The sequence below is a fragment of the Sphingomonas sp. genome (assembly GCF_035714405.1).
In the GTDB taxonomy this organism is placed as follows: domain Bacteria; phylum Pseudomonadota; class Alphaproteobacteria; order Sphingomonadales; family Sphingomonadaceae; genus Sphingomonas.
Map to the genome: position 1 here is coordinate 130,178 of NZ_DASTMA010000019.1, position 19,323 is coordinate 149,500.

A 19,323-nucleotide genomic window follows, 5' to 3' on the forward strand; every position below is an offset into this window, starting at 1 on the left:
TCGCTCGGCCGGGATGATCAAGGCCATCCTCTTCGACCTCGACGGCACACTGGTCGACAGCAACGACCTGCACATCCTCGCCTGGGAGCAGGTCTTTCGCGATGAAGGCGTGGCGGTCGACCGGCGGCGAATCCACGATCAGATCGGCAAGGGCGCCGACCATTTCGTCCCCGCGCTGATCCCGGGCGCCGACGCGACGACCGCCGAACGGCTGGGCGAAGCGCATGGCGCGCTGTTCAAGGCGCACTATCTCGAGACGGTAAGTCCCTTTCCCGGCGCGTCCGACCTGCTTCGGCGGGTCCGAGACTCCGGCCGACAGGTGGTGTTCGCCTCGTCGGCATCCGGCGCCGAGCTTGACCACTATCTCGACCTCCTGGCGGCCCGCGACATCGTTGTCGCCACGACGACCGCCGACGATGTGGGGAGCACCAAGCCCGCGCCCGACATCTTCGCCATGGCGCTGGGCAAGCTCGATGGCGTGGACGCGCGCGAGGCGCTGGTGGTCGGCGACACGCCCTATGACATCGCCGCGGCGGCCAAGTGCGGCATCGCCGGCGTCGCGGTGCGATCGGGCGGGTTCCCGGATGCGGCACTGAGCGCGGCGGTGGCGATCTATAACGATGTCGCGGCACTGCTCACCGACTTCGACACCTCGCCGCTCAACCGCTAGCGGGTGCCCTTTCGTTTGGCGGATCGGCTTCGGGTGCGTCGGCGTCCGGATCGCGTCCGTGCGCCCGGTCGATACCGCGCATCACCGGCGTCACCGTCAGCCCGTGCATCAGGATCGACAGCAGCACCACCAGTCCCATCAACGCCCAGAGCCGATCGGCGCCGGGCACTGGCATGTGGTTCACCGCATAGGCGAGATAGTAGAAGGAGCCGACGCCGCGGATGCCGAAAAAGGCGAGCGTCAGTTTTTCGCTAAGATCCGCCTTGAGCCCGATCATCCCGATCAGGCCGGTCACCGGGCGGATGACGAGCAGGATCACGCCTGCCACCAGCGCCTCGATCCAGCCGATTGGCTGAAGGAGGCCACTGACCAGCGCGCCGCCGAACAGCAGCAGCCCGACCATCATCGTGATCCGCTCCACCTGCTCGGTGAAATCGTGCATTTCTCGCTGGAAGTCGTGGCTGCGATGCGCATGACGGATCGCCAGCGCCGCCACGAACACGCCCAGAAAGCCATAGCAATGCGCAAGCTCGCACAGGCCATAGGTGATCAGCGTCGCGGCGATCGCGATCACCCCGTCTCCGCTAGCTGCCAGCTTGCTTTCGGCGGGAATGTGAAAGGTGATCCAGCCGAACGCCTTCCCCACCAATATGCCGATGGCAACGGCCGCGCCGATCTCCCACATTACGCTGTGCAACGCCCATCCGACGAACCACGGCTCGCCGGTGGTCGCCGCCGCAGCAAGGACGACCGCCAGGTTGATGAACGGGAAAGCCAACCCGTCGTTCAGGCCGGCTTCGGAGGTAAGCCCGAACCGCACCTCGTCCTCCTCTCCGGTCTTAGGCGGCCCCACCTGCACATCGGCGGCGAGCACCGGGTCGGTCGGGGCAAGCGCGCCGCCCAGCAGGATCGCGACCGGTAACGGCAGATGCAGGACATAGACGCCCAGCGCAGTGATCGCGGCGATGGTCAGCAGCATCGTTGGACCCAGCAATCGCCAGGTGACCGACCATCGCTGCCAGTTGAACACCCGGTCCAGCTTCAGGCCGGCGCCCATCAGCGCGATGATGACCACGAACTCGGTGAAATGCTCCACGAAGTTCGGGTAATTGGCCGGCAGAGGCCGCAGCGGGATCGGCAGGAAGCTGAACAGGGCGGCGCCGATGCCGATGCAAACGATCGGCAGCGATAGCGGCAGCTTGCGCAGTGCGAGCGGCAACCAGGCGACGAGCGCGATCAGCAAACCAGCGCCGGTCAGCGCCAGGATGTACGGATCGGGTACCTTGGTGAAATCCTCGAACACGCGCGCGTCAGCTCGGCCGCATCACGAAGATCCGTCCGGCCGATCTATGCTGTTCATCTCCCGTGCCCTTTTCGCGTAAGCCGCAGCGGATGGTAAACGGGCCCGCGCACCGCTACGTTCCCGGCATGGCTGATGGGTGCTTCTCCGCATGAGCGTCGCTTTCCGCCGCGAAAGCGATGAGGAGCATCGCGAGCCGCGCTTTGAGCTACCGATCCCGCCCGGTCCGAACCTGGTGACCGGGCGCGGGCTGCGGATGATCGAGGAACGCGTCGCGGCGCTGGAGGCGCAGCTCGCCGCCGCTCAGGGCGAAGCACGCGAGCCGATCGCGCGCGACCTGCGCTACTGGCACACCCGTGCGGTCACCGCCGTGGTGGCGCCCGCTCCGCCCGCGGATGAGGTCGGCTTCGGCGCCCGCGTGGCCGTGCGGGTCAGGGGCACCACCTGCGTCTACACCATCGTCGGCGACGATGAGGCAGACCCCGCCGCCGGCCTCATCGCTTGGTCCGCGCCGTTGGCGCGGGCGCTGATGGGTGCGATGGAGGGGGAAGAGGTGGCTTTCGCCGGCGGCAAGGTAGAGTTGGTCAAGCTCGGCTGAGCGCGCGATCAGCGGCGCAGCGCGGCGGCGCCGCGCGCATTGAGCAGTTCCAACGCCCCCGGTCGGTCGAGCCGGCCGAGCAGGTTGCGGATCGCCTCGCCTTCGAACCGGAACGGCGCCGTACGCCGGTCGGGCAGGGTGATGAAGTGGCGGCCGAGCTCGGCCGGCGCCAAGCGGTCGGCGATGTCGAGCACGCGGTACAACGGTCCTTCCGCGACGATGACACGGCCACCGTCGTGGATGCTTGCGCCATTGGTGCGGATCAACGCGGCGTCGTCGCGCCAGGGGATCGGGGTCATGGGGATGATCTCCGGTGGGCGGCAGCGGGGAGCCTATGAAGGCTCCCCGCGTCCGATCAGGGCATCAGCACCGTATCGACCACATGGATCACGCCGTTGGACTGCATGACGTCGGCGATCGTGACATGCGACGTGCCGCCCTTCGCGTCGGTCAGCATCAGCCGCTTGCCCATCATGGTCGCGCGCAGTGTTCCGCCCTGCACGGTCGTCAGCGTCGCGCTGCCGCGGCCCGCCTTGATCGCCTTGGCGATGCTCTTCGACGTCATCGTGCCGGGCACGACGTGATAGGTGAGCACGGTGGTCAGGGTGCCCTTGTTCTCGGGCTTGAGCAGCGTGTCCACGGTGCCGGCCGGCAGCTTCGTGAACGCGGCGTTGCGCGGCGCGAACACCGTGAAGGGACCGGGGCCGCTCAGCGTCTCGACCAGGCCGGCGGCCTTGACGGCGGCGACGAGCGTCGTGTGATCCTTGGAGTTGACGGCGTTCTCGACGATGTTCTTGTTGGCGTACATCGGCGCGCCACCGACATTCGGATTGCGCTGGGCATAGGCGGCGGAGCCGGTGCCGAGCACCAGCGCGGCGGCGGCGATCGAGGTGCGGAACAGATAAGACATCATGGTTTCTCCTCTGAGCCCGATGGGGCGTCGGAAGAGCTACGGCGACCACCGCGCCGCGGATGCACGCGCCGATGTAACCTATGTTCGCGCGAGCGCGCCTTTTGCCACGATCGGGCCGGTCGGCGCCCCCGACGGCGAGCCGCCCAACGGCTCCACGGTCACGGCGAGCACCGCCGCCGCGGCGATCCGTGCGCGATCGGACGGTGCGATCGGCAATGCGGTGACGCCGCCGGGCCGCAGGATGCCCAGCGAATGCGGCACGCCATCGCCGCCGATCACCCACAGTTCCGCCGAGTGCCGCGCGTCCGCGAGCACGGCCGCACTCAGGCGCAGCGTACCCGCGCGTTCGTCGTACACGGCGCTCAGCGGCTCACCCGCCTTGGTCGGCGTGATCGCGGCGGCCAGCAGGGCAGGGGCCTGCGGCACGACCGGAGCCGGCTCCGGCCGCAACACCATCAGCGCCAGCATCGCCGCCGCGGCCATGCTGGTCAGCCCGGCGATGGCCGGCCACAAACGGTTCGGCTGCCTTGGCGTCGCAGGGGCATCGAGGCTCCGCTCCACGCGCTCGAACACATGCGCAGCCGGTTGCGTGTCCGGCATGGTCTCGAACATCACCGCGAACTCGGCACGCCACCATTCCACTTCGGCTGCGAACGCGCGGTCGGACAGAACACGCCGCATCGCCGCCGCGCGCTCGTCGCCTTCGAGCAGGCCCAGCGCCAGTTCGGCGGCGGTCATGTCGTGCTCGCCCTCGGTCATGCAGCCAGACACCGCTTGAGCGACTGCAACCCGCGTCGCACCCAGCTCTTCATCGTTCCCAGCGGCACCGCTTGCCGCTCCGCCAGCTCGGCATAGGTAACGCCGTCGAAGAACGCGGTGCGGATGGCGGTGCGCTGCTGTGCCTCCAGCCCGTCCAGACAGGCGTGCAGCCGCGCGCTTTCACCCGCTGCCTCCAGCTGGTCGCTGGCGAGTGGCGCCGCGTCGGCGGTGTCGGGCGCGTCCTCGAGTGGAGCGGTCGGGCGGCTTCCCTGCGCGCGACGCCAGTCGATCGCCCGGTTGCGCGCGATCGTCGCCAGCCAGGTAATCGGGCTCGCGCGGCCGGGCTCGAACGCGCCCGCTCGTCGCCACACCAGGAGATACACGTCATGCAACACGTCTTCGGCAGCCTGCCTTTCACCACAGATACGCAGGCAGATGCCGAAAAGCTTCGCGGCGGTCAGATCATATACGGTACGGAAGGCGGCGCGGTCCTCCGCACCGGTTCGCACGAGTGCCTCGGTCAATCGCGCGCGCGCGGAACTGGCATCTGTGCTCACGTCGCCATGGCTAGCAAAGGCGCCGCCGACCGGCAATGCTGCTTTCGTGGCGAGCACGTCGAGCTGCTCAAGGGAATGGTAGGTCGTTTGCGCGGGGGTAGCGCCCGCTCCGTCTGCTTCTACGCCCCGCCGCCGATCCCGCGTTCCCGCGCCCAGATCACCGCCGCGCTACGCCGATTGACGCCGATCTTGGCGTAAAGCCGCGAGACATGATTCCTGACCGTGTTGCCCGACAGTCCCAGCCGCTCGGCGATCGCGCGATCGTCCAGTCCCAGCGCGATCAGCTCCAGCACCTCGCGCTCGCGGCGGCTGAGGTCAGACTGCGGCGGCGGTGGGGCGTTCGCGGTGGGGGTGCGCAGCGTCGCCAGCTTGTCCATGATCGAGCGGCTGAACCAGCTTGCGTCCTTCATCACCGCCTCGATCGCCTCGACCAGCGCCAGCTCGCTGTGGCGGCGCTGAGTGATGTCCTGGTACAACCAAAGCACACATTGGTCGCCGCGCAGCGCGATGCGCTCGGCCGACAACAGGCAGTCCGCGGTCGCAGCGTCCTTGGGCCGGAGCCGCACGTCGCGGTTGCGCAGGCCACCGCGCTTCGCGATCTCGCCTTCGACCGTGCGCCGCTGTTCCGGATCGTCCCACACCTCCACCTCGTCCGCGCTGCGGCCCAGCAGCTCGTCGGACGAACGGCCCACGAGGCGACGAAACGCTTCGTTAACCTCCACGAAGCGCTGCTCCTCGCCCGCCGTGATCGCCATCGCTACCGGCGCCATCCGGAACGCCGCCTGGAAGTGCCGCTCGCTGGCCCGCAGCGCCCGTTCGGCACGGCGGCGCGGCTCCAGATCGGCGAAGGTGAAGAGCATGCAGCGCTGGTCGGCGACTTCGATGGGCTGCCCCGCCAGGATGACGAGCTTGCTGTCGCCGTCGGGCAGCGACAGCTCCGCCTCTACCTGGGGGATCGTCGCGCCCGCCTCCATCCGCTCGGCGACATGCGCGCGGCGCTCGGCGCGGGCGAGGATGTCGAAGTCGCGCAGATGCCGGCCGACGACGCGGTCGTGGCCATGGCCGGTCAGCTCGAGGAAGCCCGCATTGGCGCGGATGAACCGCTGATCCTCCAGCCGCAGGATGACCGCGGGCGCCGGGTTCGCCTGGAACATCGCCTCGAACCGCGCCTCGGCGTCATAGCGTTCGGACACGTCCTGGATGACCAGCGCCAGCACATCCGGCTCGCCGCCGTCCTCGTCCATCACCACGTCGTGAACGCTGTGGGTCCAGCGCGGCTCCTCATCGGCAGGCGCGACATCGACGACCTGATCGGGAAAGCTCTCGCCCGCCAGCATGCGGATGATCGGATATTCGCGCCGCGCCAGCCGCGCGCCGCTGCGGTGGCGCAGACAAAAGTTGTGGCAATAGGCATCGGCGGTCTCGCCCAGCGCGGCGAGCGACGGGACGCCGTGCATCTCCAGCGCGGCGGGGTTGGCGCTGAGGATCGTGCCGGAAGGGTCGACCAGGATCACCCCCGCGGTCAGACCATCGACCAGCTGCTCCAGGTGGCGCAGGGTCGGCGAGCCGGCGAGTGAGTTGGAGAGCGACATGCCTGCATAAGACGCGTAACCACCCCCCGGTTCCCGCCCGCGCGTGACGGGTTAACCAACAAAAACGTACAGCTCTACCAATATCCGCAGCCGAAACGATGAACCTCCGGGCTCGATGTGGGTTGATGCACCTGAACCAGCGGTAACCAGCGGCGTCGTGCCGCGCTGGCGGGCATCAACAGGAGCACCAACTCATGAACCTCATCATTCTTCTCATCGTCGGCGGTCTTATCGGCTGGGTCGCCAGCATGATCATGCGGACCGACGGGCAGCAGGGCATCATCCTCAATGTCGTGGTCGGCATCGTCGGCGCGCTGCTCGCTGGCTTCATCATCACCCCGCTGATCGGCGGCACCTCGATCATGGAGGGCGGCATCAACATCCAGAGCATCCTGGTCTCGCTGCTCGGCGCGATTGTGCTGCTCGCGATCGTCAACCTGGTGCGCCGCGGCTCGGTGCGCTGAGCCGATCGATACCGAAGCGATGGCGACGGCGCGCGCGGTGAACCCGCGCGCGCTTGAGCCGTTGATCAAGACCGGCCGGGGGTCGGCCCCAACAGGAGGGTAGCGATGGTGGATTACGGCATGATCCGGCCGCACATGCCGGTGATCGGCAGCGATGGTGAGCGAGTGGGCGCGGTCGATGCGGTCGAGGGTGCCGAGGGCGCCGGTCGCATCAAGCTGACCAGGAACGATTCGCCCGACGGGCAGCACCATTATGTCCCTCTGTCCTCGGTCGCGCGCGTCGACGAGCACGTCCACCTTTCCGTTCCCGCGAGCGCCGTCCGCGCCGGCGGGGCGACGGCGGGCGCGACCGCGGGTACCGGTGTTGCCAACCCCGCCGTCGCGGGCGACGCGCCACGGAGCAAGCGTTACCTGCCCTGGGTGCTGCTCGGGCTCGCGCTCTTGGTAGCCTTGTTGCTGTACAAGGGCTGTTCGAACGACCGGGAGGCGATCGCGGTCGCTCCTACCCAATCCGCTCCTTCTGCCGCGACGGTAGCCGCTGGCAACCCCGACGCGCCTGCCGCCGGGACTTTGGGCGTGTCCGGACTGAGCGGCTATCTGGCCGGCACGGACCCGGCGCCGCGCAGCTTCGCGTTCGAGAAGATCAATTTCGATACCGGCTCGAGCGCCATCCGCCCAAGCGATCGTGACGAGATCGACCAGGTCGCGGCGGTGTTGAAGCAATACACTACCGCGCGGGTCAGCATCGCGGGCTATGCGGACGCCCGGGGTGACGACCCGGCCAACGCCAGGCTCGGTCAGGCCCGCGCCGAGGCGGTCAAGGCCGCGCTGGTCGGCACCGGCATCGATGCCGCGCGGATCGAGACCGCCAGCGGCGGCGAGGCCGCTCCGGCCGACACCAACGCCACCACCGGCGGCCAGGCGGAGAACCGCCGGACCGAGCTGGTCGTCACCGGCCGCTGATCCAACCCTTCGTCACGCGAACGCCGCGCCGGGTGCCCCCCGCCGCGGCGTTCGTTCGTTGTGAGGGTCGACACTAGAAGGAAATCGCATGGACTCCGCGGATCTTGCGGGATGGATCGCGCTGGCCGCGACCTGCATCGCGGCGACGATGACGGCCGCCAATCTGGGCGCGCGGATCACGGGCCTGGGCTTCATCGTGTTCACGGTGGGATCGCTGAGCTGGACCGCCGTCGCGCTGCTGAAGGGCGATTCGACGCAGCTGCTGTATTCCAATATATTTCTGACCGCGGTGAACCTGCTCGGCATCTGGCGCTGGCTCGGGCGCCAGGCGCGGTATGAGGAAGGCGGCAAGACCGCGGTCGAACGCAGCGCCATGCGGCGCGTCCCGACGCTGTTCGCGGTCAGCAGCCTGGCGGGGGCGAAGCTCACCGGCCGGGACGATGCTCCGCTCGGCACGGTGGTCGAGGCAATGATGCGCTGCAACGGCGCCGAGCTCTCTTATGTCGTGGTCAGCGAAGGCGGTGTCGGTGGCGTCGGCGAGCGGCTCCACGCGCTCGACCCGCGCGAGCTCCGCTTCTCCGAAAATGGCGTCGGCAGCGACCTCAGCGCGCAGGACCTCGCCGCCCGCCCGGTGCTCACGCCCGGCGATTGGCCCGCCACGCTCTAGCCCGGCGGGGTTTCAGCGGCCCTCCGCCGGCGTTCGCGTGCTCAACTCGAATTTGCAACGCTCGCCTTGGCCCGGCTGCGTCGCCATCTCCAGCAATCCCGCGACCGGCTGAACGGAGCACGGCACCGCCGGCAGGTAGATCGCGCGGTCGCACCAGGCGCACACCGTGTGCCCCTGCGCGCCGGGTTCGGTCGCCCATGGCAGATGCTCCGCCCCCATCATCTTCTTCTCTCCTCTTGCCACCGCAACGGTCGCCGGGGGGCGGACGTTCCGCCATGGCGCCACCGCGATCATCCCGCATGGAGGGAACAACTCCGGAGCGGAGCCATTGGAGCGCCATGTCTGTCGTCCCGAACAAAGGCGGCGTCGTCCTGGTGGTCGACGACGAGCCGCTGATCCGTATGAACGCGGCCGATATGCTGGCCGATGCCGGTTGGATTGCGATCGAGGCGGCCAATGCGGCCGAGGCGCTGGTCCAGCTAGCGGCCCATCCCGAGGTGACGGTGCTGTTCACCGACATCAACATGCCGGGCGAGATGGACGGGCTGGATCTCGCGCGCCGGGTCCATGACCTTCGCCCCGATGTCCACCTGATCATCACCTCGGGCAAGATGCGGCCGCGGCGCGACGAGCTGCCCGGCGGCGGCGAGTTCCTGGGCAAGCCTTATCGGGAGGGTCAGTTTCTGGAGCTGTTGCAAGCGGTCAGCGGCAGCTGAGCGCCGCAGGGGCCGCCGTTGCGATTTGGTAACCTTCCCGGATTATCCTTGAGTCTTCGCAGGTGAGGCTCTGGCGATGCGGGAAGAAGCAAGGACTATCGACGTGGCGGCGGGGGCACGACGGGCCGAGTACGGTCGCCAGGGGTCGGAACCCTCCCGTCCGCAGACACCCCGCGCCGCCACCCGGCGGAAGGTCTTCAGTCCGGCATGGCTCGACACCGTCGATGGTCGTTACCGCGCCCATCTGCTCAACCTGTCGGCGATCGGCGCCTGTGTTCACGCCCGCTGTACCCACCGCGTCTGGAGCGGCGTCACCTTGAGGATCGGCGACCGGATGGTCGAGGCGCGTGTAACCTGGGTCATGGGTGAACGCTGCGGGGTCAAGTTCACGCAGCCTTTGACGCCGGCGGAGCTGGACGCGGCGACCAGCTAAGTCCTTGCCGTTGCTCGGTCGCCGGCCCATGCGGCGGGCGTGAGCGAGCAGATTGGCCTTCTTCCCTATCGAACCGCTGCCGCCGGGCAGGTCGAGGTGCTGCTCATCACCTCCCGCGATACCGGCCGCTGGGTGGTCCCCAAGGGCAACCCCATGCCCGGCTTCGCGCCGCATGAGGCGGCCGCGGAGGAGGGGTGGGAGGAGGCCGGCATCCGCGGTATCGTCTGTCCCACGCCGCTCGGCCGATTTCGCTACTGGAAACGCCGTCGACTGCGCGCGCCCCGTCACCGCACCGTCGCCCTTTATAGCTTTCTGGTCACCGAACAGGCGGCCGAGTGGCCCGAACGTCATCAACGTGTCACACAATGGTTCGATCTCGCGAATGCCGCGCTCGCGGTCGCCGAGCCGGAGCTGCGATCGCTGATCGCCGGCTTCAGGGAGCCGCCTCGACTCACCCTGTCGGACCGGGTCCTGCCGAGATTGCAGACCAAATTGAGGAGACGCGTGCCGATGTTGGGCTGGTTTCAGGCGCTGCTGCCCAAGACGGGGCGGTTCTTCGAGCTGTTCGAGGCGCATGCGGCGACGCTCACCGCGGGGGCCGACTCACTTGCCCGCTTGCTGACCGCCGATGGAGAGGCCGATCGCCACATCGCCGCGATCATCGAACAGGAGCATCGCGCCGACGATATCACGCGCGACGTGTTGATGGACGTCCGGCGCATCTTCGTGACGCCGTTCGACCGCAGCGCGATCACCGACCTGATCGGGGTGATGGACGACGCCATCGACCAGATGCACCAGACCGCGAACACCATACGCCTGTACGAGGTCACCGCGTTCGAGCCGCAGATGCGCGACATGACCGGCATTATTGTCGAGGCGGCGCGGCTGATCGCGGAAGCGATGCCGCTGCTGCGCTCGGTCAACGGCAACGCGCATCGCCTGCACGAACTCACCGCCCGCATTATCACCATCGAGGGCGATGCTGACGCCATCCACGCCGACGGCCTGCGGGCGCTGTTCCAGGCCAAGGCGAACGCGCCGATGGATTTCATCATCCAGCGCGAAATCTACGGGCACCTGGAGCGCGTGGTCGACCGGTTCGAAGATGTCGCCGACGAGATCCAGGGTCTCGTGATCGACCACGCCTAGGTAGGCGGCGCACCCCGTGACCATTTCCATGACCCTGCTGATCGCGCTGATCGGCGTGGCACTGCTGTTCGACTTTTTGAACGGCCTCCACGACGCGGCGAACTCGATCGCCACGATCGTCTCCACGCGCGTGCTGAAGCCGCATCACGCGGTGCTGTTCGCCGCCTTTTTCAACTTCGCCGCAATCTGGGTGTTCGGCGTTCATGTCGCGCAAACGGTAGGCAAGGGCATCGTCGACGCGCAGATCATCGACCCGGCGGTGATCTTTGCGGCGCTGATGGGTGCGATCAGCTGGAATGTCGCGACCTGGCTGCTCGGTATCCCCTCCTCATCCAGCCATGCGCTGATCGGCGGCCTGCTCGGTGCGGGCCTGGCGAAGGTCGGGATCGACGCTGTGGTCTGGTCGGGCGTGATCAAGACCGTGTCAGGCATCTTCGTGGCGCCGGCCACCGGCATGTTTTTCGCGCTGGTGCTGGTGCTGGCCGTCGCATGGGGAACGTTGCGGATGACGCCGCTGTCAGTCGACAAACATTTCCGTAAGTTACAGCTGGTTTCTGCGGCCATGTATTCACTTGGCCATGGCGGCAACGACGCGCAGAAGACGATGGGAATCATCACCGTCCTGCTCTACTCGCAGGGTCTGCTCGGCGGCGAGTTCCACGTCCCCTTCTGGGTGGTGCTATCCTGCTACATCGCCATTGCACTCGGCACGCTGTCGGGCGGGTGGAAGATCGTCCATACCATGGGCTCAAAGATCACCCGGCTGACTCCAGCTCAAGGCTTCTGCGCCGAAACCGGCGGCGCGATCACGCTGTTCATGGCCAATGTCGGCGGCATTCCGGTCTCCTCCACGCACACCATCACCGGCGCGATCGTCGGCGTCGGCGCGGCGCGGCGGGTGTCGGCGGTGCGCTGGAACGTCGCGGGCAGCATCGTCATCGCCTGGTTCCTGACGCTGCCGGCGGCCGGGCTGATCTCGGCGGGCACCTACTATCTGACGACGCTGATCGCCGGCTAACGCGTCACCCCGGGCTCGAGCCGGGGTTCATCTCTCCACGGGTGTGTCGCATGCCGCGCATGGATGCCGGCTGAAGGACGGCATGACGGGCCGCCGCTAAGCCGCTACCGTCACTCTCGTGAAAACCATCATCGACCCACCAAACGCGCTCGCCCAAGGCTTGGCCGCGATCCGCGCCGAGTTCCTTGTTCCCGAGAGCTTTCCCCCGCAAGTGCTTGCAGCAGCCAAAGAAGCCGCGACGCGCCCGCCTACCGAACATGCCGACCGCACCGACCGCCACTTCGTCACGCTCGATCCCGCCACCTCGACCGACCTCGACCAGGCCTTCGCAATCGAAGCGACGGGCGCCGACCTGCTCCTCCACTACGCTATTGCCGACGTCGCCTGGTTCGTCCGCGACGGCGACCCGCTCGATGTCGAGGCTTGGAAGCGCGGCGAGACGCTGTACCTGCCCGACGGTCGCGCCGGCCTCTACCCGCCCGCGCTGAGCGAGGACGCCGCCAGCCTGCTCCCCAGCGGTCCGCGCCCGGCTGTGATCTTCACTGTCCGCGTCGCGCCGGACGGGGCGGTCCAGCTCGATGTGGTCGAGCGGGCGGTGATCCGCAGTCGCGCCAAGCTCGCCTATGACAGCGTACGCGAAGATCAGTTGCCCGCCGGCTTCGGCGAACTCTCCCGCCGCATCGCCGCCGCGGAGGCCGGCCGCGGCGCGTCGCGCGTCGATCCACCGGAACAGGAAGTCGCGCGCGCCACCGACGGTGGTTACACGCTCGCCTTCCGTCCGCGCCTCGTGTCGGAGGATCAGAACGCCGCGCTGTCGCTCGCCACCAACATGGCGGTGGCGGATGCGCTGGCGGCGCACGGCACCGGCCTGTTTCGAGTCATGCCCGCGCCCGCGCCACCCGCCGTCCAGCGGCTGCGTCACACCGCCCAGGCCTTGGCGCTTCCCTGGCCCGCCGACCAGCCGCTCGATGTTTTCGAGCGGACGCTGGATGCGGGCGCCCCGAAGCACGCCGCTTTCATGCTGGCGCTGCGCCGCGCCAGCTTCGGCGCGACCTATGAAGCCTTTCGCCACGGGGTGAAGCCTTGGCACGCCGCCGTCGCCGCTACCTATGCCCACGCGACCGCGCCGCTGCGCCGTCTCGCCGACCGCTACGTCGTCCAGGCGGCCTTGGCGGTCGCGAACGGCCGCCCCGTGCCGGAGCCGGTGGCGCAGGCCTTCGAGAAGCTCCCCGCCGTGATGGCCCGTGCCGACGCGATCGCCGGCCGGATCAACCGCGCGGTGATCGACCTCGCCGAAGCCGCGATGTTGAAGGACCGGGTCGGCGAACGCTTCGCCGCCGTGGTGGTCGCCAGCGATGAAGACGGCGCTCGCATTCAGCTCCGCGACGTCGCCGTCGCCGCGCGTCTGCCGGCCCCAGGGCTCCAGCCGGGTGAAACCGTCGAGGTGCAACTCGCCGCTGTCGATCCCCTCAAGCGCCGCGCGACGTTCATGCTGCCGGCGGTGGGCACGGGGACGTGACGTGCCGTCAACCCTTGCCCGAACGACCGAACACCCGCCCCTGCACGGCCGCCATCTGCGCCCGCGCCACAGTGCCGAGCGGCAAGCCATGCAACCACGTCTTCACCGCGAATCGGCCCACCACAAGGCACATGCAAGCATCCAACCCCGCCAACGCCAACGCTGCTCCCGTCGCGCCGAAGCTGCGACCGAGCAGGTAGGTCGCCGCGACCGATAGTGTCGCAAGCGCCAGATAGGGCCAGGCGAATGAGCCATGACGATCGATGGACAGCATCAGGTTGGACAAAGGCGGCCACAGCCCGCCGAACGCCACCGACAAGGCGATGGCAGGCATCAATCCGGGTGGAGCCGTCACCATCCCCTTCGTCCACAGCGCCAGGATCCAGTCGCCACCCAGGCCGATTAAAAGCGCGAAGGGCAGGGCGGCGAATGCGGCCGCACCGACCACCGCGAGCAGCATGCCCGCCTGGCCGTTGCGATCCCCCCGCGCATGGGCGGCGGTGAATTCCGGCATCAGCGCGTGCGTCAACAGCTGTGTCGCCTGCAGCCCGATCCGCGACAATGTCCGCGCGGCGACGAAGGCCGGCGCCGCGACCGGGCCGGCCGCGGCGCTCAACGCCAGGACGCTGCCCTGCAAGGCGGTGGCAGCGCTAAGCGGGATTGCGATCATTCCCACGGCCGAGCGCGCCAGAATCCGCCGCTCCGCCGCATCCGCGCGTGCGATGCCGAAGCGCAGCCAGGGTGCGCGCCGCCGCAGCAGCAGCCATTGGCACAGCGTCCCGACGATCCGGCCCGTAACCAGGGCTGCGGCACCGACAACCGGTCCGTAACCGGCCAAGACGGCGGCCACTAACAGCGCGTTCTCCAGCAGCACCACATGCGCGGCGGTGAGGGAGAACAGCGGCGCCAGCTGCACGCTGGCATAGCCCGCACCCTGCAGCATCTTCTGGAACACGGCGAGCGCATAGAGGACCAGCACCGCCAGCACGGTCCGCGCGTCGCCAGCCGAAAGGGCCGGATCGCTCGGCAGCCATCCGCCGGGCACGGAATAGATGACGAGCAGCGCAAGGATGAGCACCACCACGGAGGCGATCGCGACGACCTGGCATGCGGTCTGCAACACCACCACGGCCGCATCGCGCTTGTCCTGCGCGACCAGCGCGATCATGCGCAGATAGGCGGCACCACCAAACCCCATATCTGCTAGCGCCAGAAAGCTCGGGATCGTCGCCAGCACGAGCCAGCAACCATAGAGGTGCAAGCCCCAATGCAGCACCAGCATTGGCACCATCAGCAGTTGGATGCCGGCGATCAGCAGCTTGTCATAGACATTCGCGGCCAATCCCAATGCGATACGGCGGCGGCTCAAAGACCCGCGCCACGCAATGCGCTTGCCCTGAAGTCCAACGCTTCGCTACATGGCGCAACGTTGAACGAGGCGCGGGCACTATGATTTCCTTGATGATCCGCCTGACTGCCGCGTTTCTCCTGACTTATTTCGTCAGCCGAGCCACGCTGCGCCTGCCATGGCCGGTCCGGGGTACCATGCACCTCGTCCTGGCTCATGGTCTGAGTGTGTTCGTGCTTGCGGCATGGCTGTTGTGGATGCGCTTGAGCATCTTCGCACCCGTCGGGGTGGTGTTCGCACAATGCTGCTGGTTTGCGCTCGACGTCGCGCGCCGCCGCGGTGTCACGGGGCGAGCATCCTGAGGGTTCGCCCGACCAGGGGCAGCGAACCGACCGGATCGTGCCGCTCGACTGCGACGACCTGAAGCCGTCGCAGAAGGATGCGCAGCCCTAGCTCGGGATAGTGGAGGATCTTGCCGTCTTCACGGAAGATCAGCGCCTGAGGGGTACCCAGCCTGCTCCACACAGTGTCTTCGCTGGTACCGATGCGAATGCCGAACAACGTGGGGCAATCCGCTCCGCCGTCAGGAACTGTCGCGGCGCAGCCCATGGTCCTGACCGCACCATTGCGGTCGAACCGCACCACGCTAGCCGATCCGTTCTCCAGATAACGCCACTCCGTGTCGCCGTCGGTGCCACGCGTCGGTGCTCCGAAAAGGTAACGGGTCTCGGCTTTGCTCATGCCGAAAAAGCCGAGCCCCGAGGAACTGGTCTCCCGTTGCACCACATAGACGCCGATCAACAAAAAGGCCGCGCCGGCGACGGTCATCAGGATGAAGAGCCTGCGCCCGAATTGCGGCGACGTGAGCGAGGGCGCGGCCGTCGAGCGGCTCTGTCCGGACCGCCGGCGCCTGGGGGGGGTCGCTTCCGTCATACCGTCGCCTTATCCGCCTCGTCGTCCGCTCCGCTATCGTCGGCGTCCGGAATGCGCAACCGGCCGTAGTGTGCCAGCGACTGCGCGGTGTCGACGAAGCGCGCAAGCAGGGCGCGGCGAGACCATCGTTTCCGAGCCCGTGCCTTTGCAGTGCTGCCCAATGCCTCGCGCCGGAGCGGATCGTCCACCAGCACGGCGATGGCGTCGGCCAGCGCCTGAGCGTCGCCCGGGATCACCGCAATCCCGCAGCCCGCAACCTCGTCGTAGAGGCCGGTGCGGGGCGCTGCAGTCGCCACGACCGGTCGGCCGGAACCAAGCATGTTGGCGAGCTTGGATGGCAACACCAGGTCGGCGGCGTCAGGCAATTGCGGCAGCAGATGGACGCTGGCGAGCGCCAGCAGGTCCCCCATGCGTTCCTGCGGCTGCAACGGGTGAAGGTGTACGTTCGCAAGCCCTGTCGCCGCTTCCTCGAGCGCCGCGCGATTGGGGCCTTCACCACAGATAACGAGGGCAATGTCGGAACGCCCCGCCAGCAGTCGCGCCGCCTCGATCAGCAGCCCGATGCCCTGTTTGGCGGCGATGTTTCCGCTGTACAGCGCGACCTGGCGATCGCCCAGGCTCCATTCCTCTCGATACCGCGCTACGCCGGCCGGCGTGCTCGTCCATTTGTCCTCCGCCCAGTTGCGCAACTCGCGCACCCGGTCGGGATCGACGCCCTTGTCGACCAGCTTCCGCGTCATCTGCGGGCTGATCGAAGAGACGAGATCGGCACTGCGCAGCAGACGGTTCTCAATGCTGAGCGCCAGCCGCTGCATCCAGCCTCGGCGCGCGATCAGCCCGGTCGCGAACGCCGCCTCGACCTCGAAATCCTGCACATGCAGCCAGAGCGGCGCCCTCGCCAGCTTCGCGGCGGCCCAAGCCATCGGCACTGAAGCCAAGGAGGGGGCGACCGCGATCACGAGCCTCGGCCGACGCCACGCCGCCGCCACCAGCACCGGGCCGAGCACGCTCAGGGCGAAGCTCAGATGATGCAGCACCCGTTTCAGGCCGTTCGGGCGCCGGGGCACATACAAAGGGCATCGTACCAGCCGCACCCCGTTTCGCGTTTCGCGCCGCCATCCGCCGCGATCGGCCGAGCCGACCGACCAGGCAGGGTAATATGGCGGCGCGGTCACCACCTGCACGTCGTGACCGGCGGTGGCGAGCGCCTCCGCCACCCCGGTGGTATACGGGCCGATGCCGACCTTTTCGGGCGCATAGTTCAGCCCGATGATGAGCGCCTTCACGCCGCCGCGCGTCCTCGCCCGTCGCCGGCGAGAAAGGCTTGGTAGACGCCCGCCACGCCCTCCTCCAGGCCGATCTGCGGCGCCCAGCCAAGCGCGCGCAGCCGGCTGCTGTCCATCAGCTTGCGCGGCGTGCCGTCGGGCTTGCTCGCGTCACACGCGATCGGACCGTCATAGCCGACCACCCGGCACACCAGCTCGGCCAGGTCTCGGATCGCGATATCGTCCCCAAAACCGACGTTTATATGCTGTTCCGCCGACCATCGCTGCATCAGGAAGACGCATGCATCGGCCAGATCGTCGACATGCAGGAACTCGCGCCGCGGCGTTCCCGATCCCCAGATCGTCAGGGCGGGTGCCCTGGCGATCTTCGCGGCATGCGCCTTTGCGATCAGCGCGGGCAAGACGTGGCTGCTCTGCAGGTCGAAATTGTCGCCCGGGCCATAAAGGTTGGTCGGCATGACCGACACGAAATCGCTGCCATGCTGCCGGCGATAGGCGGCACAGGTCTTGATCCCCGCGATCTTGGCGATCGCATACCACTCGTTGGTCGGCTCCAGCGGCCCGGTGAGCAGCGCCTCCTCGCGGATCGGCTGTTCCGCAAATTTCGGGTAGATGCACGACGACCCGAGGAACATCAGCTTGCCCACGCCGGCGCGATGTGCGGAGTCGATGACGTTGGACTGGACGACGAGATTGTCGTGGATGAAGTCGGCAGGTTGCTGATTGTTCGCGTGGATGCCGCCCACCCGCGCCGCTGCCAGGAACACCGCGTCCGGCCGTTCGCGCGCGTACCAATCGCGCACCGCCCGTTGGTCGAGCAAGTCGAGCTCTGATCGGGAAGCGGTCAGCAGATCGCAGCCTTCACGCTCCAGACGGCGGACGATCGCGCTGCCCACCATTCCGCGATGGCCGGCGACGTGGACCCGCTTCCCCGCGAGCGCGAAGCCTTGCGTCGGATGTTCAGTATGCATTGCGGTGGAGCAGCACGGGGGCGGTGCGGAGCAGGATAAGGATGTCCTTCCAGATGGACCAGTCGCTGCGGTATTCCAGATCCGCCTCCAGCCGGTTGGTCAGGTCGATGCCTTCCGGAGTAGCACCGCGAAAGCCGCGAACCTGCGCCAGGCCGGTCAGCCCAGGCTTGATCGCATGCCGGTGCCAGTAGCGCGCGTCCAGTTCCCAGAACAACTGCTCGCCGGCGCGCGAACCTACGGCATGCGGGCGCGGCCCAACCATGCTCATCTCGCCCCGCAGCACGTTCAGCAGTTGCGGCAGCTCGTCGAGGCTGGTGGCGCGCAGGACCCGGCCGACCGGCGTGATCCGGTCGTCGTCGCGAGACGCAGAGCGGTGACCCTCCGTGTCCGTCGTCTCCACCCGCATGCTGCGGAATTTGAGGATCTCGAACTGCTGGTTGCGGCGGCCGATGCGAGGCTGGCGGAACAGCACGGGGCCGGGGCTCGACCGCCGCACCGCTATCGCGATCAGCAGAAACACCGGTGCCGCCAGCAGCATCAGCAAGCTCGCGACGACGATGTCGAAGGCGCGCTTGATAATGCGGTCCCGCAGCAGCAGCGGCGCTTGGGCGACGATAATGGTGGGGTGGTCGTGGTGACGCGCGATTCCGAGCGGGCGGAGTGCCGCGAGCTCGGGCGCGATCACCTCCGCCTGCACGTTGGCGCCCTGCAGCGCCGCCGCCCATGCGAGCCGACGTTCGGGCTCACAGGCGATCACGACCCGGTCCGCGTTCCCCACCAATCGGCCCAGCCTGGCGAAATTGGCCGGGCTTTGATGTTCGGGATCGACGCTGCCGGATGCATCGACGAACATGGTGCAGCCGCTTCGGGGATAGCCGGAGACGCCGTCGGCGATGACGATCACGTCGTAAGCGCTGCCGCCCAAGATGCTGCTCGCATTCTTGCCGACGAACCAACGCGCGATCGCGATACCGATGAAGCCGAACAGCGCAGCCGCAAGAAAGGTAAAGCGCGACATCTGCGCGCCGGTCTGCAACAGGAAGAAGAAGAACACCGTTGCGGTCAGCGCCAGCGCATACGCCTTGCAGCCGCGCCGCACGCTCTCCCAGCCTGCCAGCAGGACGGGTACGGAATAGGCGTTCACGACGAACGCGGCGACGCCATAGAGCGGTAGCGTGACCACAAGCAGCTGAATCGTATACGAATCCAGTACGTTACCGAACCGAAGCGCGCCGGCTGCGGCGTGGGCCAGCAGGATCATGGCCACGTCGGTGCAGAGAAGTAAGAGGTACAGCCGCCAGCGCAGTCGCGCCTTCGTCGGCCGCCAACGCGCCCGGGTCATTCCAGGTGCGGTGATTGATCCGCTGAGTTCCACCGCCTCCCGCCCCGTCCGGTTGTCCAACAGCCCGTTAGCAGGTGCAGCAAAATCGCGAAAGCACTTGCAATGTGTGTTCACCATCTTTG

Annotated in this window: 23 protein-coding genes; 11 read left to right on the forward strand and 12 right to left on the reverse strand. The window is 67.8% G+C overall.

Annotated features, from left to right (window positions below; all coding sequences use genetic code 11):
- Nucleotides 1-13: 13 nt before the first annotated feature.
- Nucleotides 14-670: an HAD family hydrolase gene (locus VFQ64_RS12000; RefSeq protein ID WP_325103560.1), complete on the forward strand. Its 657-nt coding sequence runs from the start codon at nucleotides 14-16 to the stop codon at nucleotides 668-670.
- Here VFQ64_RS12000 and VFQ64_RS12005 read toward each other — a convergent pair.
- The gene (locus tag VFQ64_RS12005; RefSeq protein ID WP_325103561.1) at nucleotides 660-1,973 is read right to left on the reverse strand and encodes a cation:proton antiporter; all 1,314 of its coding nucleotides are present in this window, start codon (nucleotides 1,971-1,973) and stop codon (nucleotides 660-662) included. The two genes, VFQ64_RS12000 and VFQ64_RS12005, sit on opposite strands and share 11 nt — an antisense overlap.
- Before the next feature lie 148 nt (nucleotides 1,974-2,121).
- Here VFQ64_RS12005 and VFQ64_RS12010 point away from each other — a divergent pair, with 148 nt between their 5' ends.
- The gene (locus VFQ64_RS12010) at nucleotides 2,122-2,568 is read left to right on the forward strand and encodes a GreA/GreB family elongation factor (protein WP_325103562.1); all 447 of its coding nucleotides are present in this window, start codon (nucleotides 2,122-2,124) and stop codon (nucleotides 2,566-2,568) included.
- Nucleotides 2,569-2,576: 8 nt separating this feature from the next.
- Here the strand turns inward: VFQ64_RS12010 and VFQ64_RS12015 are convergent, their stop codons facing one another.
- From VFQ64_RS12015 to VFQ64_RS12035, 5 genes are all read right to left on the reverse strand, one after another.
- The gene (locus tag VFQ64_RS12015; RefSeq protein ID WP_325103563.1) at nucleotides 2,577-2,867 is read right to left on the reverse strand and encodes a hypothetical protein; all 291 of its coding nucleotides are present in this window, start codon (nucleotides 2,865-2,867) and stop codon (nucleotides 2,577-2,579) included.
- A gap of 56 nt (nucleotides 2,868-2,923) precedes the next feature.
- On the reverse strand, nucleotides 2,924-3,478 hold the full coding sequence (locus tag VFQ64_RS12020) for a fasciclin domain-containing protein (protein ID WP_325103612.1): 555 nt from the start codon (nucleotides 3,476-3,478) through the stop codon (nucleotides 2,924-2,926).
- 81 nt (nucleotides 3,479-3,559) lie between these two features.
- A complete protein-coding gene (locus VFQ64_RS12025; RefSeq protein WP_325103564.1) occupies nucleotides 3,560-4,240 on the reverse strand; it encodes an anti-sigma factor in 681 nt (226 codons plus the stop codon).
- Nucleotides 4,237-4,833 (reverse strand): sigma-70 family RNA polymerase sigma factor, encoded by a 597-nt coding sequence (locus VFQ64_RS12030; RefSeq protein WP_325103613.1) that lies wholly within the window; start codon nucleotides 4,831-4,833, stop codon nucleotides 4,237-4,239. The genes VFQ64_RS12025 and VFQ64_RS12030 overlap by 4 nt, the downstream gene beginning before the upstream one ends.
- Before the next feature lie 83 nt (nucleotides 4,834-4,916).
- Nucleotides 4,917-6,389: a PAS domain S-box protein gene (locus VFQ64_RS12035; protein WP_325103565.1), complete on the reverse strand. Its 1,473-nt coding sequence runs from the start codon at nucleotides 6,387-6,389 to the stop codon at nucleotides 4,917-4,919.
- A 194-nt stretch (nucleotides 6,390-6,583) separates the two neighbouring features.
- On the opposite strand from VFQ64_RS12035, the gene VFQ64_RS12040 reads away from it, so the two are divergent.
- From VFQ64_RS12040 to VFQ64_RS12050, 3 genes are all read left to right on the forward strand, one after another.
- Nucleotides 6,584-6,853 carry a GlsB/YeaQ/YmgE family stress response membrane protein gene (locus VFQ64_RS12040; RefSeq protein WP_325103566.1) on the forward strand — a complete coding sequence of 90 codons (270 nt, stop codon included), beginning with the start codon at nucleotides 6,584-6,586 and terminating at the stop codon, nucleotides 6,851-6,853.
- Nucleotides 6,854-6,958: 105 nt separating this feature from the next.
- On the forward strand, nucleotides 6,959-7,816 hold the full coding sequence (locus VFQ64_RS12045) for a DUF2171 domain-containing protein (RefSeq protein WP_325103567.1): 858 nt from the start codon (nucleotides 6,959-6,961) through the stop codon (nucleotides 7,814-7,816).
- An 88-nt stretch (nucleotides 7,817-7,904) separates the two neighbouring features.
- Entirely contained in the window at nucleotides 7,905-8,483 is a 579-nt protein-coding gene (locus tag VFQ64_RS12050) for a PRC-barrel domain containing protein (RefSeq protein ID WP_325103568.1), read from the forward strand.
- A gap of 12 nt (nucleotides 8,484-8,495) precedes the next feature.
- Here VFQ64_RS12050 and VFQ64_RS12055 read toward each other — a convergent pair whose 3' ends face one another.
- On the reverse strand, nucleotides 8,496-8,705 hold the full coding sequence (locus VFQ64_RS12055; protein ID WP_325103569.1) for a hypothetical protein: 210 nt from the start codon (nucleotides 8,703-8,705) through the stop codon (nucleotides 8,496-8,498).
- Nucleotides 8,706-8,821: 116 nt separating this feature from the next.
- Here VFQ64_RS12055 and VFQ64_RS12060 point away from each other — a divergent pair, with 116 nt between their 5' ends.
- From VFQ64_RS12060 to VFQ64_RS12080, 5 genes are all read left to right on the forward strand, one after another.
- Nucleotides 8,822-9,199 (forward strand): response regulator, encoded by a 378-nt coding sequence (locus VFQ64_RS12060; protein ID WP_325103570.1) that lies wholly within the window; start codon nucleotides 8,822-8,824, stop codon nucleotides 9,197-9,199.
- 76 nt (nucleotides 9,200-9,275) lie between these two features.
- Nucleotides 9,276-9,632, forward strand: coding sequence for a PilZ domain-containing protein (locus VFQ64_RS12065; protein WP_325103571.1), 357 nt, complete (start codon nucleotides 9,276-9,278; stop codon nucleotides 9,630-9,632).
- A 39-nt stretch (nucleotides 9,633-9,671) separates the two neighbouring features.
- Nucleotides 9,672-10,784, forward strand: coding sequence for a DUF47 family protein (locus VFQ64_RS12070; RefSeq protein WP_325103572.1), 1,113 nt, complete (start codon nucleotides 9,672-9,674; stop codon nucleotides 10,782-10,784).
- 28 nt (nucleotides 10,785-10,812) lie between these two features.
- Complete coding sequence (locus VFQ64_RS12075; protein WP_325103614.1) at nucleotides 10,813-11,802, forward strand: inorganic phosphate transporter; 990 nt, start codon at nucleotides 10,813-10,815, stop codon at nucleotides 11,800-11,802.
- A gap of 118 nt (nucleotides 11,803-11,920) precedes the next feature.
- Nucleotides 11,921-13,321 (forward strand): RNB domain-containing ribonuclease, encoded by a 1,401-nt coding sequence (locus VFQ64_RS12080; RefSeq protein WP_325103573.1) that lies wholly within the window; start codon nucleotides 11,921-11,923, stop codon nucleotides 13,319-13,321.
- 7 nt (nucleotides 13,322-13,328) lie between these two features.
- Here VFQ64_RS12080 and VFQ64_RS12085 read toward each other — a convergent pair whose 3' ends face one another.
- Nucleotides 13,329-14,663 (reverse strand): hypothetical protein, encoded by a 1,335-nt coding sequence (locus tag VFQ64_RS12085; RefSeq protein ID WP_325103574.1) that lies wholly within the window; start codon nucleotides 14,661-14,663, stop codon nucleotides 13,329-13,331.
- Nucleotides 14,664-14,782: 119 nt separating this feature from the next.
- On the opposite strand from VFQ64_RS12085, the gene VFQ64_RS12090 reads away from it, so the two are divergent.
- Nucleotides 14,783-15,031, forward strand: coding sequence for a hypothetical protein (locus tag VFQ64_RS12090; RefSeq protein ID WP_325103575.1), 249 nt, complete (start codon nucleotides 14,783-14,785; stop codon nucleotides 15,029-15,031).
- Here VFQ64_RS12090 and VFQ64_RS12095 read toward each other — a convergent pair.
- Genes VFQ64_RS12095 through VFQ64_RS12110 form a run of 4 tightly spaced genes read right to left on the reverse strand, consistent with a single transcriptional unit; the run spans nucleotide 15,012 to nucleotide 19,201 of the window.
- The gene (locus tag VFQ64_RS12095) at nucleotides 15,012-15,602 is read right to left on the reverse strand and encodes a hypothetical protein (RefSeq protein ID WP_325103576.1); all 591 of its coding nucleotides are present in this window, start codon (nucleotides 15,600-15,602) and stop codon (nucleotides 15,012-15,014) included. The two genes, VFQ64_RS12090 and VFQ64_RS12095, sit on opposite strands and share 20 nt — an antisense overlap.
- Nucleotides 15,599-16,888: a WcaI family glycosyltransferase gene (locus tag VFQ64_RS12100; protein WP_325103577.1), complete on the reverse strand. Its 1,290-nt coding sequence runs from the start codon at nucleotides 16,886-16,888 to the stop codon at nucleotides 15,599-15,601. Before VFQ64_RS12100 ends, VFQ64_RS12095 begins: the two co-directional genes overlap by 4 nt.
- Nucleotides 16,885-17,859, reverse strand: coding sequence for a GDP-L-fucose synthase (gene fcl, locus VFQ64_RS12105; protein WP_325103578.1), 975 nt, complete (start codon nucleotides 17,857-17,859; stop codon nucleotides 16,885-16,887). The genes VFQ64_RS12100 and fcl overlap by 4 nt, the downstream gene beginning before the upstream one ends.
- Entirely contained in the window at nucleotides 17,849-19,201 is a 1,353-nt protein-coding gene (locus tag VFQ64_RS12110) for an exopolysaccharide biosynthesis polyprenyl glycosylphosphotransferase (protein WP_325103579.1), read from the reverse strand. The genes fcl and VFQ64_RS12110 overlap by 11 nt, the downstream gene beginning before the upstream one ends.
- Nucleotides 19,202-19,323 lie beyond the last annotated feature (122 nt).